General features: G+C 42.2%; 14 protein-coding genes. 9 read left to right on the forward strand and 5 right to left on the reverse strand.

Translation table 11 applies throughout. The annotated features are described in order from the left end of the window. Positions 1-156: 156 nt before the first annotated feature. The 5 genes from larC to VK179_12245 all read left to right on the forward strand — a co-directional run bounded on the left by larC (position 157) and on the right by VK179_12245 (position 4,257). Positions 157-1,398: a nickel pincer cofactor biosynthesis protein LarC gene (gene larC, locus VK179_12225; GenBank protein HLO59503.1), complete on the forward strand. Its 1,242-nt coding sequence runs from the start codon at positions 157-159 to the stop codon at positions 1,396-1,398. Next, positions 1,379-2,197 (forward strand): ATP-dependent sacrificial sulfur transferase LarE, encoded by an 819-nt coding sequence (gene larE, locus VK179_12230; protein ID HLO59504.1) that lies wholly within the window; start codon positions 1,379-1,381, stop codon positions 2,195-2,197. Before larC ends, larE begins: the two co-directional genes overlap by 20 nt. Further along, entirely contained in the window at positions 2,194-2,940 is a 747-nt protein-coding gene (gene larB / locus VK179_12235; GenBank protein HLO59505.1) for a nickel pincer cofactor biosynthesis protein LarB, read from the forward strand. Before larE ends, larB begins: the two co-directional genes overlap by 4 nt. Then, entirely contained in the window at positions 2,940-3,560 is a 621-nt protein-coding gene (locus tag VK179_12240; GenBank protein ID HLO59506.1) for a WbqC family protein, read from the forward strand. The genes larB and VK179_12240 overlap by 1 nt, the downstream gene beginning before the upstream one ends. A gap of 316 nt (positions 3,561-3,876) precedes the next feature. Then, positions 3,877-4,257: an Hsp20/alpha crystallin family protein gene (locus VK179_12245; GenBank protein HLO59507.1), complete on the forward strand. Its 381-nt coding sequence runs from the start codon at positions 3,877-3,879 to the stop codon at positions 4,255-4,257. A gap of 103 nt (positions 4,258-4,360) precedes the next feature. On the opposite strand, the gene selD is transcribed toward VK179_12245, so the two are convergent. Next, positions 4,361-5,383 carry a selenide, water dikinase SelD gene (selD, locus tag VK179_12250; GenBank protein HLO59508.1) on the reverse strand — a complete coding sequence of 341 codons (1,023 nt, stop codon included), beginning with the start codon at positions 5,381-5,383 and terminating at the stop codon, positions 4,361-4,363. An 11-nt stretch (positions 5,384-5,394) separates the two neighbouring features. After that, on the reverse strand, positions 5,395-6,441 hold the full coding sequence (mnmH, locus tag VK179_12255) for a tRNA 2-selenouridine(34) synthase MnmH (protein ID HLO59509.1): 1,047 nt from the start codon (positions 6,439-6,441) through the stop codon (positions 5,395-5,397). A 66-nt stretch (positions 6,442-6,507) separates the two neighbouring features. On the opposite strand from mnmH, the gene VK179_12260 reads away from it, so the two are divergent. From VK179_12260 to VK179_12270, 3 genes are all read left to right on the forward strand, one after another. Continuing rightward, positions 6,508-9,684 (forward strand): two-component regulator propeller domain-containing protein, encoded by a 3,177-nt coding sequence (locus VK179_12260; protein HLO59510.1) that lies wholly within the window; start codon positions 6,508-6,510, stop codon positions 9,682-9,684. Positions 9,685-9,769: 85 nt separating this feature from the next. Further along, positions 9,770-10,900 carry a carbohydrate porin gene (locus VK179_12265; protein HLO59511.1) on the forward strand — a complete coding sequence of 377 codons (1,131 nt, stop codon included), beginning with the start codon at positions 9,770-9,772 and terminating at the stop codon, positions 10,898-10,900. A 54-nt stretch (positions 10,901-10,954) separates the two neighbouring features. Continuing rightward, positions 10,955-11,572 carry a hypothetical protein gene (locus VK179_12270; GenBank protein HLO59512.1) on the forward strand — a complete coding sequence of 206 codons (618 nt, stop codon included), beginning with the start codon at positions 10,955-10,957 and terminating at the stop codon, positions 11,570-11,572. Between the two features lie 57 nt (positions 11,573-11,629). On the opposite strand, the gene VK179_12275 is transcribed toward VK179_12270, so the two are convergent. Then, positions 11,630-14,605: an insulinase family protein gene (locus VK179_12275; GenBank protein HLO59513.1), complete on the reverse strand. Its 2,976-nt coding sequence runs from the start codon at positions 14,603-14,605 to the stop codon at positions 11,630-11,632. A gap of 106 nt (positions 14,606-14,711) precedes the next feature. On the opposite strand from VK179_12275, the gene VK179_12280 reads away from it, so the two are divergent. After that, positions 14,712-15,971, forward strand: coding sequence for a glycosyl hydrolase family 8 (locus VK179_12280; GenBank protein HLO59514.1), 1,260 nt, complete (start codon positions 14,712-14,714; stop codon positions 15,969-15,971). A 201-nt stretch (positions 15,972-16,172) separates the two neighbouring features. Here the strand turns inward: VK179_12280 and VK179_12285 are convergent, their stop codons facing one another. Together VK179_12285 and VK179_12290 are read right to left on the reverse strand one after the other, a co-directional pair. After that, positions 16,173-16,808 (reverse strand): hypothetical protein, encoded by a 636-nt coding sequence (locus VK179_12285; protein ID HLO59515.1) that lies wholly within the window; start codon positions 16,806-16,808, stop codon positions 16,173-16,175. Positions 16,809-17,408: 600 nt separating this feature from the next. Beyond that, positions 17,409-18,635 (reverse strand): SBBP repeat-containing protein, encoded by a 1,227-nt coding sequence (locus VK179_12290; GenBank protein HLO59516.1) that lies wholly within the window; start codon positions 18,633-18,635, stop codon positions 17,409-17,411. Positions 18,636-18,785: the final 150 nt, after the last annotated feature.

An 18,785-nucleotide genomic window follows, 5' to 3' on the forward strand; every position in this document is an offset into this window, starting at 1 on the left:
AATATCTAATTTGCTACATACTTTCTCCGGTATTGAAAAATTTGGAAAGAATCTAAATAACTGCCTGAAGCTTGAAAATCCCTGGTTAACGTTGTTTGAAACGATTGCTAAAAAATAAGATAAAATATTCCTAATTTCACCAGCGAAAATTAACAAATGAAAATTCTTTATTACGATTGCTTTGCCGGCATATCCGGAGATATGAACCTGGGGGCTTTGATTGATCTAGGCGTGGATATAGCATGGTTTAAATCAGAACTGGATAAGCTGCCCGTACATGGTTATGAATTTATTGTAACACGGGATATAAGGAAAGGAATATCAGGGACCAGAGTACAGGTGTTGCCCGATCAGGAGCATTCTCAAATGCATGGTCATCACCACCACGATCACGGACATGGTGAACACCATCACCACCATTCATGGAAGGAAATCAGGGAAATGATTGAACGTTCGAAACTTGGTCCTGAAGTTAAGGAATTAAGTATCCGGATATTTTCGAAAGTCGCACAGGCAGAAGCCAAAATTCATAATAAGTCTGTTGAAGAGGTTCAGTTTCACGAGGTAGGAGCAATTGATTCCATTGTTGATATCGTTGGAGCCGCTTTATGCCTTAATTTCCTGGGGCCGGATGAAATTCAGTGTTCAACTGTCGAGCTCGGCGGTGGTACAGTAAATTGTGCCCACGGTATCTACCCTGTACCTGCACCGGCCACTGCAGAAATTCTGTCAGGCATCCCGATACGCAAAGGCACAGTTGATTATGAAGCCACCACACCCACAGGGGCAGCCATTCTGGCCGCATGTGTGAATAAATTTACAGATAAGACCGACTTCAGAATTCTCAAAACCGGTTATGGTATCGGAACTAAGGATTCAACTATTCCGAATGTTCTGAGAACATTCATGTGTGACAGCTCCGGGGCTGACGAAACTGAAACAGTACCTTCATTTATTGTCGAATGCAATATCGACGATATGAACCCTGAGTTCTACGATTACATCATTGATTCCCTGTTTTCTGCAGGCGCTAAAGATGTTTTCATTACTCCGATAATAATGAAAAAATCACGTCCTGCCGTAAAGCTTTCCGTTCTGTGCACTCCTGAAGCCGAAAACCGGGTGAATGAGGTACTGTTCAGGGAGACTTCAACAATTGGCGTCAGAAAATATACAATTGATAAAACAATGCTCGAACGCAAAACCGAGCATGTTACAACACGCTTCGGTGAAGTAAGGGTTAAATCGGCCTTCTTCCAGGGAGTTTGCATCAAGTCGAAACCGGAATATGATGACTGTATTAAAATCGCCCGCGAAAAAAAGATTCCGGTGAGCCATGTTTACCAGGAGGTTGAAAAAGCATTGACAAAACACAGGGATGCCAATGAACCTGCGTGAGAAGTATGCGGCACTTGAAAATATTCTGCGGGACTTCGGTTCGGTTGCCGTCGCATTTTCAGGAGGTGTGGACAGCACGTTTTTACTTGCAGCTGCTAAAAGTGTTACAGGGAACCAGGTTCTTGCTTTGACGGTAAATACACCTTTTATCCCTCCGCGCGAAATTGAGGAAGCTGTTAACTTCTGCAAGGAGCATCATATCAACCATGAAATTGCAGACACCACAATTATTCCGGAGATTCTGAATAACCCGGAAAACAGGTGCTATTTGTGTAAAAAGCATTTGTTCGGCATTTTAAAAGACACCGCCCGCAAACGCGGATTTTTCAGGCTTGTCGATGGAAGCAATGCCGATGATTTAAATGTCCATCGCCCGGGCATGGAAGCCTTACGCGAACTGGGGATTGTAAGTCCGTTGGTTGATGCGGAACTTACAAAGGCGGATATCCGCGTTCTTTCAAGGGAGATGGGACTTATTACTGCGGAAAAACCTTCATATGCCTGCCTTCTTACGCGCTTACCCTATAATTATAATATCAATCCATTAGAACTTGAAAGGATCGACAGGGCAGAACAATTCATGGCGCATATAGGATTTGCCAATTCCAGGGTCAGGAATCACGGAGATATAGCCCGCATTGAAATTGAATCAGGCCGGATTGTTGAATTCATTCAGAAAGCAGAAACGTCACGACTTGCAGCTCATTTTCATGAACTGGGCTACAAATTTGTAACGCTTGATATAGAAGGTTACAGAAGTGGAAGTTATGATGAAGCAATTAAAAAACCCCTGTCATGAACCAGGAAAACTTAAGCAGACTCCTTCATGAGGTGAAGGAAGGAAAAGTGGATATTAATGAGGCATTGGCTCAGATCCGCGACCTGTCATTGAAAGAACTCGGTTATGCTACAATCGATAATCACAGGGAACTGCGGACAGGTTACCCGGAAGTTATATTCGGCCAGGGAAAAACACCGGACCAGGTGGCAGGTATAATAGAATACATGCTTACCCGTGATAATAATATATTAGCTACCAGGGTCACCGATGAAATGTACAGGAAAGTGCAGTCCATATGTCCTGAAGCAGTTTATAATCCAATCGCACGCACTATATCCATCCGAAAAAAAGAAATGCCCGCCCCGCCAACGTATATCGCCGTTATAACAGCAGGCACTTCCGATTTGCCCGTCGCAGAAGAAGCCGCCATAACAGCCGAAATATTCGGGAACCGGGTTGAAAGAATTGTGGATGTGGGTGTCGCCGGTATTCACCGGTTATATAATAAAATGGATCTCATCAGGCAGGCACGTGTGAATATTGTGGTTGCCGGCATGGAAGGCGCTTTGCCAAGCGTGGTAGGTGGCATAGTGGACAAACCGGTTATCGCTGTCCCCACAAGTGTTGGTTACGGGGCTAATTTCGGGGGACTTTCCGCGTTACTGGGCATGCTTACGAGCTGCGCAAGCGGAACAAGTGTTGTGAATATAGACAACGGGTTCGGTGCCGGCTTCCTGGCCAGCATGATCAATAAACTCTGATGATCCTTACAACTTCATACCTCCCGCCTGTTCAATATATAAGCAAGTTTGTTTCAGGTTCACCGTTAATTGAGATACACGAAAATTACCAGAAACAGTCATATCGTAACCGTTGTTGCATATATGGTGCAAACGGTGTACAGTCGCTTGTGATTCCTGTTAAGAAGACTCATTTTCAGAAAATGCCTATTGGTGAAGTTGAAATTGATTATGCCACCAACTGGCAGAGGGTTCACTGCAAAGCCATTGAATCGGCGTACAGGCTTTCTCCTTTTTATGAGTATTATGCTGATGAGCTAGAAACGGTGATTCAGCAGCCCACCGTCAGGCTTATTGAGCTGAACACGCAACTGTTGAAGTTACTGTTCAGTTGGATCGGTTTAACCACGCCGGTTAAATTTACTGAAGACTGGACTCCTGTTACCGACCCGGATTACAGGAAGATCATACAGCCCAAATCAGATCTGAGGGATGAAAGTTTTCATCCGGTACCTTACCAGCAGGCCTTCAGTGAAAGATATGGTTTCCGGCCCAACTTAAGCATCATTGATCTCCTCTTTAACGAAGGTCCGGAAACCCTTTCAATACTTCAAAAATGTTTTCCCGCTAAATCCCGCTAATATCAAGCATTTTAGCACACATATTCTGTCGCGCTCTGTTCCTGCCCAGCTCCGTTAGGAGCGGTATTATGGTAGATAATAGATTCATGAATCCCCAAAAGCTCCGTTAGGAGCGGTATTATGGTAAATAACTCCTTGCTTAAACCTGCGGTTTAAGCCTCATATATGCCCGGAAATAAAATCGCAACCATAAAACTATGCCGTAATGACATATGCAAACTAATTTTCCAGCCATAATGTCCGGTTTTTCAGTTGGCACTGAATTTGAAAATTGGTTAATCAGAAAATCAATGTATAACCAATAAAATTTAGAGATATGGCTTACTTAACTTTTTACAACCCGTACAACCTGGCAAACCGTGATGAAAAATGCAATTGTGTTCCTGCTTCCAATGTATTTGAAGGTGAAACCGAATTCAGGATTGAGATGGCTCTGCCGGGCGTAAATAAAGAAGATATTCATATTAAATATGAAAACGGACTGTTACGTGTAAGTGTGGAAGGCAAAAATGAAAACGGTGAAAATTATAAAAGCCGTGAATTTGACTACTACGGTAGTGAAAGAGTTTTTCGTACCGGTGAAAGAGTGAATACTGACAACATCGCTGCAAAATATGAAAACGGCGTACTGTTCCTCACTCTTCCTAAGAAAGAAGCTTACATTAAAAAGCCGGCTTACGAAATTGCAGTTAACTAAAAAAATTCAACCCTTTCCACCCTGTCGAGGTGGGTACACCTCGACAGGGTGGTTTGACCACCCTGTCGGGGTATACCCACCCCGTCGGGGTGGTAATTTTCGTTCACTCCACTACTAAATAACTTCCGCCATTATAGGGTTCAAGTGAACCGATTTCGATGAAATTATTCCGGCGGGCAAAATTTTCAAATGCAGGATCGGGATCGGCTGCAATGAGCAAGCCTCCGCTGGTTTGAGGATCAGCAAGGATCAGTTTCTGAAATTCGGTCAATTCGCCGATTTTATGCCCGTTGCTTTTCCAGTTGCGGTAGGTCCCTCCCGGTATGCAGTTTTTCTCTATGTAATACTGTGTTTTTTGAAGAACAGGAATGCTGCTAAACCGAACAACGGCTTTCAGGTTGCTTCCTTCACACATTTCAAGCAGGTGGCCCGATAAACCGAAACCGGTAACATCTGTCATGGCCTTCACGTTTGACATTTTGCCCAGTTCATATCCGGCATCATTTAGCCTGGTCATCCATGAAACCGAGGCAAGATAGTCGTCCTGATCCAGTATTCCCTTTTTAGCCGCAGTACTGTATATACCTATACCTAAAGGCTTTGTCAGGTATAACTTATTGCCATCCCCGGCTGTATTATTTCTTTTTATATTTTCCTTTTCAACGATACCGGTTACCGCAAGTCCGAACACAGGATCGGAAATATCAATACTGTGACCGCCGGCTAAAGGAATGCCGGTCGCTTTACATGCCTCCGATGCCCCTTCAATGACCCTTGAAGCAACCGATGCAGGTAGTTTTGCCAACGGCCATCCGAGAATTGATATGGCCATCAACGGTTTTCCGCCCATGGCATATATATCGCTTATGGCATTCGTTGCTGCTATTCTTCCAAAATCCCAGGGATCATCTGTAATCGGCGTAAAGAAATCTGTCGTACTGATTACAGCGGTTCCATTGCCCATATCCATTACAGCAGCATCATCACTTGTATCACAACCTACAAGTAATGTTCCGAATGAAGATGATTCAGGAACCCTTTTAATGATCTCCTTAAGATCAGCCGGTGAAATTTTGCAGCCACAACCGGCGCCCGGACTGAATTGGGTTAGTCGTATTTCGTTCATATGTAAAAATATTATGTTCCAATAGTATTCATAATGCTGTCGGCTATATCTTCAGCGGAAAATGTGTTGATTGTCATTACATGAGCTTCCTTTCTTTGATGCTGGCTCATACTTCTGCTGTAAATTTTATCGTAGTACTTCAAAACAATAGCAATGGCATCGGCCAGATTATTCGATTTGATCATTTCAATTGCCCTGTCTGCTTTTTCTTTCCCGAGCCTCTTTTCGAGTTTTCTCACACCGTCTACCAACTGAGTTGTATCCCCTCCTGTATAATTGTCGAGCAACATTTCTATCCTGGCTTCCACGCTGACTTCAAGGTTAATAAAACGTGCCACTGACATCTGATCATATAAATCACGCGGAATAAAAACTTTTCCGATGGCAAGGCTCTCGTCTTCGATAAATACGGGCTTTTGATAATCGAGCTTGTATAATCCGGCAAACAATTCGTTTTCAAATTGCTCCGATGAAGGTTGTTCAGGCATATTTACGGAACCGAAAACGGATCCTTTATGACGGGCGAGTCTTTCAAGATGAATAACCTGCGCCCCATTACTTTCAAGCGATTCAAGAACTGCTGTCTTGCCACTGCCTGTCATACCTCCGATTACTACCAGGTTTAAATTCTTCCTGAAATAGTCAAGGACATACTTCCTGAATGTTTTATAACCGCCGGTTAATATGCTTGTCCTGATACCCACTGTATTCATGAGCCATGCCATGCTGTTGCTGCGCATTCCACCGCGCCAGCAATACATCAAGGCTTCTCCGCCCGGAGCAATCCGGCTTCCGGCTAATGCATAATCTTTCATCCTGGGTCCGATATACTCGAGCCCTTTCACCATTGCTTCCTTTGAGCCTTTTTGCAGATAGAGTGTACCGATTACCGATCTTTCTTCATTACTGAAAAGCGGCATGCTTACAGCTCCGGGGAAATGAGCATGATGATATTCTGCAGGCGACCGTACATCAATCACAGGTAATCGTGCCGATAACAAAAGAAATGGTTCAATATTCAAACTTAAATCACTCATTTTGCGTAAAACAAGAATCATAAAGATATCTATTCACAACAAAAAACATACTGCATCCTGACATATCCTGGATAAATTCCGCCGCTGATGAGGTTTATTACTATATTGTTGGTTTTTCTGGTGGGTTCTTGGCGACTATTCGGGCAACCTCCTGCTTTAAGCGTAAAGTATTTTGATAAGTCGGATGGACTTACCAATTCTAATATCAATTTTGTTGCACAGGATTCAACTGGTTTCATTTGGGTTGCCACACTTGACGGGCTTTTCAAATATGACGGCTACAGATTTACCGTATACAGGCATATAAGAGATGACAGTACTTCACTCACAGGTAATACAGTTAATTACCTTTTTGCTGATAATAAAAACCGTTTATGGGTTTCCACATCCGCCGGTCTTTGCTGGTATAACAGGGAAAAGGACAATTTTGTATATGTTGCAGGCCGGCGAGATGTTAATCCGCTGGCATCCTACGATTTTAAGAGGATTACAACCGATGCAGAGGGTAATATCCTTACACGCAATCAAAACCAGATCTTCCGATATAATGAAAAAAGCAAAATACTTGAACAGGTATTTGAATCAGGGGATGCAGGCATAAACGATTTTATGATTGATAATAAAAACAGGCTCTGGATTAGTTTGTCATCTAATAAAGGCCTGGTAAAAACAACAATAGGAAAAACCGGCCGGGACACTATTTTGAAAAATATCAATATAGCAAGTCTGGCCATGCAGGATAATGAGTTATGGATGGCTTGCATGGGCGGCGGAATTCAGAAAATGGACATTTCAAGCAATAAGGTCATACGGTTTCCTTTCAAAAGTTATGATGAATCACTTGCCCTTTTTATCACAATTGACCAACATCACCGGATCTGGACTATAGATTATACAGGCCTCAAGATTTTTCAGCCTGAATATGGTGATTTCTTAGGTTATTACCCGGTTTCCGGCGATGAAACAAGTATAAAATCGAATGTCTATGGCATTTTCCCTGACCGACAGGGTAATTACTGGATTTACCATCGACCCGGAGGCCTTGGAATCAGTATGAATCTGAAAGGTTTCCAGCACTATGACAACAATTTAAACAAATCCTGGCACACATCAAATCCAAAGGTCAATGCAGTGAATGAGGAAACTAACGGAAACCTGTGGATGGGCTATCATGAAGGCGGTGTGGATGTATTCGATTGGAGTGCTGATAAAATCCGCTCCTACAAACATCATGACAATGATAAAAAAAGCATTGGCAAAGGATCGGTAAACTGTATTTTTCGCGATAGCCAGGGCACCATGTGGATAGGTTCTTACAACGGGGGTCTCCAGAGATATGAAAAGGATAAGGACAATTTCACATCGTTCATGAACGATCCATTGAATCCGTCATCACCGGCAGGAAATGATATCCGATCAATCGATGAAGATCAGGAGGGAAACCTTTGGCTGGCGGTGCATGGTAAAGGAGTTGATAAATTCGACCGGAAGAATAACCGGTTCATACATTTTAACAATGCTGATAACCAACTTTCCAATGATTGGCCTTTCAGCATTGTTGTTGATCATAATGACAATATATGGGTGGCCACCGCGTGGGGTCTCAATTTGCTCAAAAAAGGAGAACAAAAATTTCAAAATTATCTTTCTAGCGTAAAAGACACAACAACCCTGACATCGGAATTAGTTACTTCTGTTTATGAAGATGATCAGCATATTATATGGGCGGGAACATCAAACGGACTTAACCGGTATAACGCCGGCTCCAATAATTTTACAAGGTTCCAGGGACTTTTTGAAAACGATTATGTAACGGGAATAACCAGTACAGACAGCACCATATGGGTCTGTACATTATCGGGAATATCAAGTCTTACTTCAGGGAATGAGGTGCACAATTTTAATACCTCTGACGGATTGCAATCCTCCGAATTTTCGTTTCAGAAGGTTTACAGGAATAACACGAACCAGCTTTATTTCGGTGGTATGCATGGAATTGATATGTTTAATCCCTATAGAATCAAATTAAATACAATACCTCCTGCAGTGGTTATTACAGGTATCCAGGTATATAATAAATTCCTGACTCCTTTTAACACGGATGAATTAAAAAAGCAAATTACCTATACCAGTAAGATCAGGCTGAAATATACTGATAAGGTTATTTCTTTCACATTTGCGGCCTTGAACTTTATAAATCCTGAAGAGAATATGTACGCTTACCGGATGAAGGGATTTGAAAACACCTGGCATACCGGAATTTCACGATATGCAACCTACACAAACCTCGATCCCGGAAAATATACACTTCAAGTCAGGGCCTGCAATAATGATGGAATATGGAATACTGTTGGTACAGAACTTGAACTGATGATAATGCCTCCGTGGTACAGAACCGTATGGTTCAGAATCTTCCTGGTTCTGGCCATATTCGGAGCTGTTTTGCTTTATGTAAGCAAAAGAACGGCAAACCTTCACAAACAGAGAGTGCTTCTTGAAAAGGCTGTAAAGGAAAAGACTGCCGAACTAAATTTACAGGCTGATCATTTGCTTGAAGTGAATAAAGAATTGCAAAGGTACAATAACACAAAAGACCGGTTGTTTTCACTGATTTCACATGATCTTGTCAGTCCTTTTAACACAATTATCGGATTTTCAGAAGTACTAAAGGAAAACTACAATCAACTGACCGAAAAGGAAAAGATCACCTATATACGGATGATCCATGAATCGTCACGCAAAGTTTTCCTTTTGCTCAACAATCTCCTTGTCTGGTCCCGATCGCAGACAAATCAGATTAAGTGCAACCCGGAAATGGTGAAACTGCAAAGTATTATCCAGGAAGTGGTTGAATTAAATAAAGAGCCTTTAAATGTAAAGAATATAAAGGCTAATGTAGGTTGCGATGATGATCTTGCCGTTATAGCCGATATTGAAATGCTCAAAACCATTGTCCGCAACCTTTTCAATAATGCGCTGAAGTTCAGTTTCAGGGATGGGACTATATCCATTACAGCTACTCCTAACCACAAATCCGTTTCTGTATCCTTCATTGATTCAGGCCCGGGTATGAATCAGGATAAAATCGATGAAATACTTTCCGAAACTATCATCCATTCCGAATACGGAACAAATGGTGAAACAGGTACCGGTTTAGGATTATCCTTGTGTAAAGAATTTATCAAAACCAATAAAGGAGAGTTCTTCATTTTAAGCGAACCCGGTAAAGGAAGCACCTTTACTTTCACCCTACCTTCGGCATAAAGAAATTGGCTAATTTTATGGTTTGATGTTTGAGGTTTGATGATATTATTCAAACATCAAACTTCAAACTATAAACTTTATCCATATGCGATTAAAGTGCCTGGTTTTCTTTTTTCTTTATATGGGTTTTGAGCCGTTGATTATTGCCCAGCCTGATGACAGTGCAAAAAGATTTTCTGCGGGTTTCTCTTACACCGGCGATGTTGTCAGCAATCTGGCAGGCGGTATCAGCCAGGGATCAACCTACCTGGGCATTGTAAACCTGAAACTTCAACTGAGGATCGGTAAAAGGGGATTCTTTTTTATTAATGCAGCCAATACCCATGGCGGTGAGCCATCAGTTACTCTCACAGGCGATTACCAGGTTTTTTCCAATATTGAAGCCGGAAATCATACTTATCTGCAGGAATTGTGGTTTAAGCAAAGCTGGGAACATACGGATCTTTGCATGGGCTTGCAGGATTTAAATGTTAATATTGCAAATATCCCTGCTGCCTCCATATTTCTCAACAGTTCGTTCGGCATTCTGCCCACAGTTTCCACGAACGTTCCGGCACCTATATTCCCGCTCACCTCAATGGGAATCTTCGCCAAAACGGACATCAGCCCTTCTTTATCTTTACTGGGGGCGGTTTTTGACGGCGAACCCACCGATTTTGAAAAGAACCCCCATAACCTGAAATGGGATTTCACCCGGAAAGATGGATTTTTGTTCTTTCTTGAACTCCAGAAATCATTTTTCGCTGAAAATTTGCCTTTACTGCTGAAAGCGGGAGTTTATCGTCATCAGCATTTCTTTGATGATGATTACAATTTATTTGATAGCAACTCCGTGCATAGGAATAATTACGGAATCTACCTGCTTGGAGAAAAAGATATCTGGCACAATCAACAGCGATCGGTTAAGATGTTCCTCCAGTTAGGTCTTAGCCCTGAACACTTTAATCCCTGCAGACTTTATGGTGGATATGGTATCAATGTGAGCGGACTTTTTTTCAGGAACGGAACCGATAATGCCGGAATTGCCCTGGCTTATGGAGTTGTGAAAGGTTTCCCGGGCAATGAACTTGCAATTGAATCTACCTGGCAACTTCCAGTATTTTCTCACTTTTTTATACAACCCGATATGCAGTATATAATTAATCCTGCCGGAACAGGGGCAAAATTAAGCAACTGCCTTGCAGCCACATTGAGGTTCGGATTAATATTTCCCTGATTTACTATAACTGTTGGTTATTTTTGCCGTACAACCGGTGTTAAGTTAATGAATATGACAAATTTTGAAATCTGGAGCCTTATTATTCAGGCACTGACATCGTTATTACTGCTGACTATTATTCTTATAGCTCTTTTTGGAAAGACAATAACGGAAAAATTATTTCCCGGCCGCATCAACATTGAAATCCTTGATAAAAACGGCGAACTTACCATTCTTGACAACGGACACCGTGTGATTTATTATCACCTGAGGGTTATCAACACAGGAAAAATTATAATAAAGAATTGCAGGATCTTTCTTTCGAAAATTTCAAAGCTTGAAAACGGGGAGTTTATCAATGTGCCGTTCTCAGTCCCTCCGCGTTATGTATGGTCACCGGCTGAAACATCACCAGAAGGCGTCGATATTGTGACTGAAAGGATAGCTGATTTTGGTTACGTAATTGACAGCTCAACTGAATTCAAGCCTACTGTTACACCCATATTGAACTCGTTCAAAGGGAACCTGAAACATGAAGAAACATTCCGGTATTTTATTGAAGTGATCTCTGAAAATTATCATTCTAAAAAGCTTATTGCCATTGAGGTTACATGGGACGGTATATGGCCGAATGATTTAACTGAAATGTGTGATCACCTGGTTATAAAGAAGGTGAGAAGTGAGAAATGAGAGGAGAGAGGTGAGTAAGTCTCTCCTCTCACCTCTCTCCTTTCTCCTCTGATGAAGCTATTTCTGAAGCTTCACGAGTGCCTTAAACAACGCCTTATTCTGCGAAACCTTGGCGTCATTGCCATACACACAATAAACCTGTTTATCAATGATCTTGCTGATGTCAGCACTCATTCCCTTTATATCAGCTGCTGAAGTTGCAAGAACAGCATCCCTGTCGGCCTGCAATTCTTCCTTAGTTACCTGCTCAAAGAACCATCTGAACGCCTGATCGCCTTTCTGTGACGGGGTAAGCGGATAATCAAGGTCGGCAATTGTACCGATAATATACCGAGTCATGGCCGTTGAATCAGCATTAAAATTCGAAAGATAATTAACTGTACCCTTAAAATTATTCAGGGTTTCCGACAAGTTTGGATCACGATAGGATGCAAAAGTTACCGTACCATTTTTACTGATACTGCTGAAACCACCGTACGCACCGCCGACTACCCTCACCTGGGTCTGAAGCCAGTCAGTTGACATGATCTGATTCAGCACATACCACTTGCCGTTCCAGGGTAGTCCGAGTTTTTCATAATCAAATCCCTGTAAAACATACTGAACTTTAGAAGCAGTAAGAATACCTTCGTTCATTTCCTTTGGTTCGAGTTTCCAGTTATTGCATGAAACAGGATTATCGGACAACATTTTTGAGAAGGTTTCGAACTTTGCTGAATACTGTTTGAAATCCTCTTTGTCACAGGTTACTCCACCAATCATATTGGCTTTTGTAAACAGCAGATTGTAGGCTTCTTTCAGATTCCTTATAATTTCATCTGATTTTTCATTGTAATTGCGGCTTAAATCAGTTACAAACCAGTAGTAATCGAGTCCTCTTGTTTTCTCGGCAAACACGCCGTGCCTTGAACAATATGACTCAAGACGGGTAGCAGCAATACCATATCCGTTCTGGTTAACATTGGATTCAAGTTGCGACTGCAGACGTTTCAGCAGTTCACCCAAACGATCCTTGTTATCCAGGTTGGTTTTTGTAAGAATATCACCGAGTAACACAAGAGAAGTATCCAGTTTATCCGGAGTTGTTTTTATATTGATCTTCATATACGGCTGAAGACTGTTATCATCGTGCTTCGGCATATATGACGCCAGTGAAGCACTATAACCGCCAGTATTGATATTCAAGGCGTTATCAAGCTGTCCATAGGTGTAATTGGCTGCATCCATTTTTCCAAGAAGCTGGGTGAGCAGAACGGCATAAGGCAGCTTGTCCTCGGTAAGGACTTCTAAATTGAACCAGTAATTCATGTAGATGACACCATTTGTGAACACGTCAAAATATACATGGGGCACCGTACCTACTTTATCATACACCGGCTCATACCAGGTAGCTTCTTTTTTAATATCTGCAAGTTTGAGCATGGGAATAGTGGCAACAGCTTCGGGACTGTCTTCTTTTTTCTGGAAGGCAATGAGGTTCTGAGTACCAGAAACAACTGAATCAAGCACGGCATCCGTCATTTTCTTTTTAGCCTCTGCTAATTCGTCTGTTATTTTATTTGAAATTTCCTGTTCCAGTCCCTGTTTTGGTTTGAGGGTGAGAATAAGGCCATATTTATTATCGATCAGTTCTTTCTGAATCATATCCTCCAGAAGAGTTCCTGTGAGGGATTGCTTAACAACAGCAAGCGTTTTTTCATATTCAAGCGGAGCAAACGGATCACCGGTATACATCCATGAATTGAGCAACCTCATATCATAAGTCAGGCCTTTTTGTGCATCATTGCCTTCACGCAGTCTGAATTCCATGCGATTGATGGCGCCTTTCAGAGTTTCCCTGTCTATTTTTTCAGTAACCACTTTTTTAAGTGTATTCGTCACCACTTCGCGGAATTTATCCTTATCGGCAGGATCTGCGTTCTGCACCACAATGGAAAAAATATTCTGCAGCAGGGTATTGTTTGAAGAATATACATCGCTGCCAATACCTGCTTCCTGCAAGGCTTTCCGAATAGGGGCTGATTCCTGGTCAACAAGCACGCTACCCAGGAGTTCAAGGCAACTGTTGGTTACAGGATCAGCACCTGAACCCACCACCCAGTTCATAGCAAGGTACGTTTGTTTTTCTAAGGGAGCGCCTTCGATTACTGAATAATCGGCTGTCAGATCCTTTATTTCAGTGAAAGGAGCATTCGGCTGAGTCTTTGCAGGAGGTTCGGTCTTATCATAATTCTGCAGGTATTCCTTGTCGATGAATTCAAGTTCCCTGGCCAGGTCAGCATCTCCATACAGGAATATGTAGCTGTTTGAAGGATGATAATTCTTTTTATGAAAGGCAATAAAATCTTCGTAGGTAAGAGAGGGAATTGCTGTAGGGTACCCGCCCGAAGAAAAACGGTAACCATTGTCAGGGAACAGGTTCTTCTGTATCTGGTACCACATTTCGCGCTCCGCATTTGAAAATGCACCTTTCATTTCATTGTAAACAACACCTTTATATTGAAGCGGTGAATTCTTATCGGTCAGCTCATAATGCCATCCTTCCTGCATGAATATCCGCTTTTCAGTATAAATGAGCGGATTGAACACGGCATCAAGATATACATGCATAAGGTTGAAGTAATCTTTGTCATTCATGCTGGCGACCGGGTAAACCGTAAAATCATCAGCGGTCATGGCATTCAGGAAGGTATTCAGCGATCCTTTCAACAGTATGTCAAAGGGGCTCTTCACAGGAAAATTCTTTGAACCGTTAAGGACAGAATGTTCCATAATATGCGGCGTTCCGCCATCACTAACCGGGATAGTGCTGAATGCAATGCTGAACGTCTTGTTGGGATCGTCGGCGGCTATTTTTAACACATGAGCACCGCTTTTTATATGCTCAAAAAGATAGCAGTCAGCATTTACTTCCTTCACAAATTTCTTCTCCACAAGGCGGTAGCCGGGATAAGAGGCTTCTTTACACGATGATAGCATCAAGGGTACGATTAAAAGTGTTAATACAATACGGTAAACAAAAGTGGGTCTCATAAGTGCGATAGTTTTAGATTATTGAGAGGATTCGCTAATGTATAAAGAAAAACTTTTGGAAAATCTGACCGGTGTTGGTATTTTTATATCATAAAAAGAAAAATAAATGAAATTCCTTATCCTCTTAAGCACTTTATTTCTGGTGCATTTTACAACCTATGCCGATAAAGGCATTCCCGAAGACGGTACCGGAGCTTATTCTACCGGAAAATACAGAAATCTATTCCTTGAAAATGGCCATTCGCAGAAAGAAATTGATACTAAAGTTGAAACTGCCTTTCAACAAATGTTTCATGGTGATACAGCACAGGCTTTATATTTCGGGGCAGGTTCGAATCAAAACGGAAAAATGGCTTACCTGTGCGATGTGTTGCATAACGACGTCCGCAGCGAAGGTATGTCTTACGGTATGATGATCTGCGTTCAGCTTGATAAAAAAGAGGAATTCAATGCCCTCTGGAACTGGGCCGTTTCACATATGTATATTTCTTCGCCCGAGCATCCATGCGAAGGCTATTTCGCCTGGTCGATGAAAAGGGATGGAACTCCGAATGCAGAAACACCTGCACCCGACGGTGAGGAATATTTTGTAATGTCGCTCTATTTTGCCCATCATCGCTGGGGAAGCGGAGAGGGAATATACAACTATAAGGAATGGGCTGACCGTATTCTCACCACAATGCGCCATCACCCGGTTAAGAAAGGCAAAGCCGGAAGGATGATGACAGTCGTTGGACCGATGGTAAATGAAAAAGCCGGTATGATCCTCTTTGTGCCGGATGGCGGTAATGACTTTACAGATCCATCCTATCATTTGCCTGCCTTTTATGAATTATGGGCCAGATGGGGTCCGGTGGCCGACCGGAATTTCTGGGCTGCAGCAGCAGATACAAGCAGGAAATTCTTTAACAGGGCCTGTGACAGGCAAACCGGACTTTCATCGGATTATGCCAATTTTAATGGAAGCCCGAAAATCGTGGCCTGGAACCCGAATGCTCACAATTTCGCATATGACTCATGGAGAACTGCTGTAAACTGGTCGGTCGACTGGTCATGGTGGCAGAAAGATCCGAATGAAAAGATACTGGCTAACCGGATTCAGTCTTTCTTCGCCTCTTTTGGTGTAACCAAATACGGGTCATTGTTCAAAACCACCGGGGAAGTAATAGCTCCCTGGCACCGGGCAGGACTGATTTCAGCGAATGCATCGGTAAGCCTGGCCGCTGATCATTCCGTTGCAAAGGATTTTGTTGAAGATTTCTGGAATACACCCCTTCCGCAGAATTTCGGCGACCGTTATTATGACGGTACATTGTATATGCTTAACCTGTTGCACTGCTCAGGTAAGTTCAGGATTTGGAAGTGAGTTTGATCGTCATTGCGAGGAGCCAGACAGAATATTGATTATTATCAAAAGTTTTGTCGACGAAGCAATCTGCCCGCACAGGAATTTCTCCGAAAAGGGTACCAATGGAATTAACGACGAAGCAATCCATCGCTTTTTACAGGGCCCTGCCTGTTTTGGCAGATTGCTTCGTCGCAATTACTTACTTCTATAATCATTTAACTATTTAGCTCCTCGCAATGACGGGCTATCCACCACCACAAACCCCGCAGGCAGCGGGCCATGGTTTCCAACGGCCGCCATGCACCCGAGCTCTTCGTCGGTGAAGGTTCCGGTAATTACGCAATTCCCGCCGGTTATGGGTTCCCTGAGCACAGGATCATAAATCACTTTACCATCCATCACCACGGCGATTTTCCGGTTTACATTCCGCTTTGTAACCTCCGCCCATTTATTAACTGATCCCGGTTTAAACTGAATGGACAACCCGTTTTCATCACCATTTTTAAGTAAAACCATCCTGTCAATATCTGCCTGTATCATAACCGGTGTATCATTCGCCCTGAATTCTATGGCTCCCTGGCGGGTAACAAGATATTCAGCAATTTTAAGGTTTGCCGAAGATTGTAATGTAATCTGAATTTGCATGGTTCCTTTCAAATCAACCTGCACAGGCTTCATACCTGCTTCGGCCAGGCGATCGGCCATAATTACTGCTGCTTTACCCAGATCTGAAGCAGAAATGGAAGGGTCGGACGATTGCACAACAATCTGAACATAATCAGCTGCTGTAAGCTTGTTCAAAGGAAGTAACTCAATAATAAATATTGCCAGTATAAAATAGATTATTGCTTTCATTGTAATTGATTTAAATTAAAATAATTGTGATCCCATGTAGAGACGCGATTCATCGCGTCTCATTATCAAATACATCATCTGGAGACGGGATTCATCGCATCTGTTCAATTGCAGACCTTGTGCAGATTGCATACCATCTGCATTGCATGCGATGCAATATCTTAACTTAAATCCGGATCATCCGGGGAAACCGGACAAACAGACCTTATACAGGGTAATATTGTTTTCTGTATAAAGGAACGATAGTGAAGGGTCTTTAATAAAATATCATTCCGCCTGCTGTCCTGCAAAGATCTGTTAAACAGGCAATTAATGTGATTTTCTGAAAAAAAAACAGGGACAGCAACAGGGATCTGCACATTTATTAAGGCGTAATGGGCAGCTAAACTCACATTTTGCTGCAATCTGTCGGCATTAATATGAATAGAAGTGCTGACAGATTCCTGTTCAATGCATTTACTGTGATTGCTGAAGCAAACAAAAGCCATGCAAAACAAACCGAATAACATGATGAATCCGGTTCTGATTTTATGGCCTTCGCTTTGTTTCATAGTATGCAATAGATAACTGTAAAGATATACAATTTCTCGAAATCATGCTTTATCTTAATTGATAACCAGCGATATAAAAATCGGTAACGCCAATCAAAGGATCAAAGATTTCGGAACTGGTAAGTCCAATATGAGTTATTATGCCTGAATCATGCAGAATCACACTTTTTCCTGAACTGTTCATTTCGCCATAAATATCGGTAACCGTATGCTCCCACAAAAAAGTTCCATCCTTTTTAAATGCCCTGATGAAACCCTGGGCCGGTGCAAGATGCTGTAAACCGCTTACAAGAACAAGATCGGGAAATTTACTATTTGCAGCGATGCAGCGGGCGCCATCATGGAGGTTGGTTCCGAATTGGCTCTTCCAGATTATTTCACCTGTCTGTTTCATTTTTAACAGAAAGGCATCGCCTTCTCCCAGTTGTTCAGCTCCGAGGTTATCTGAAGTGGAACCACAAACATACATTCCGTCGGCCTCAGCCAGTATATTCATGGCAATATCAAATCCAGGTGTTCCGAACTGATGCGAAATCAGGGGATTTCCCGAAAGATCGAATTCACTTGTAAAGCAATCAATGAAACCGGCATTCTTACCCCCCAAATCGCCCCATGTATTACCACAAATAAATATGGTATTATCAAAAAGCGAAATACTTGTTGCAAAATCATCGGCATCCGTACCAAATTGCTTTATAAAAATAATTTCACCACTCTTATTCAGTTTCATTAAAAAACAATCTGATTTGCCCGGGTTATTTTTCCCAAATGCTCCTGATGTGGTTCCGGTAACATAAATAAATTCTCCTTCAGCAACCACCGACTGACCTACATCGGTGCTGTCAGTACCGCATTGCACAGTCCATAATAGATGACCTTCACTACTGAATTTGGTAACAAACACATCTTCACGGCCTCTGTTTACACCATTAAGGTTTCCAGTTGTGGATCCGGTAACGTAAATATCACCGGTCGGATCAATTGCACACCATTGTTCGTCTTCATCTCCGGACGAACCAAATTGCCTTTGCCATACTAAATTGCCTTCACCATCAACCTTTACAATAAAAGCATCATTTTTACCGCGGTTAGCACCGTTGAAACTACCGGAAGTCTTGCCCCCGATATAAAGATAGCCGCAATTATCCGCAACATGGTTCATAACATATTCTTCCTGGCTGGTCCCGAATTGCTTTCCCCATACAAAATCTGGTTGTGCATGAAGTGAAAGTGGAATTAAAGTGAATGAGGTGATGATAAGTGCCTGAAATCTCATAATATGAAAGTTTTAAAAATGATAATAGTGGTAAAATAATAAAAGTAACCAGCATATGGATGCATAACGCCGGTAGATTCCATAATTTTTCATACCGAACAGTATTCCGGGGTGTTTAGTAGCCCCGGCCTTCAGACCGGGGCTATTTAC

The organism is Bacteroidales bacterium (assembly GCA_035299085.1).
In the GTDB taxonomy this organism is placed as follows: domain Bacteria; phylum Bacteroidota; class Bacteroidia; order Bacteroidales; family UBA10428; genus UBA5072.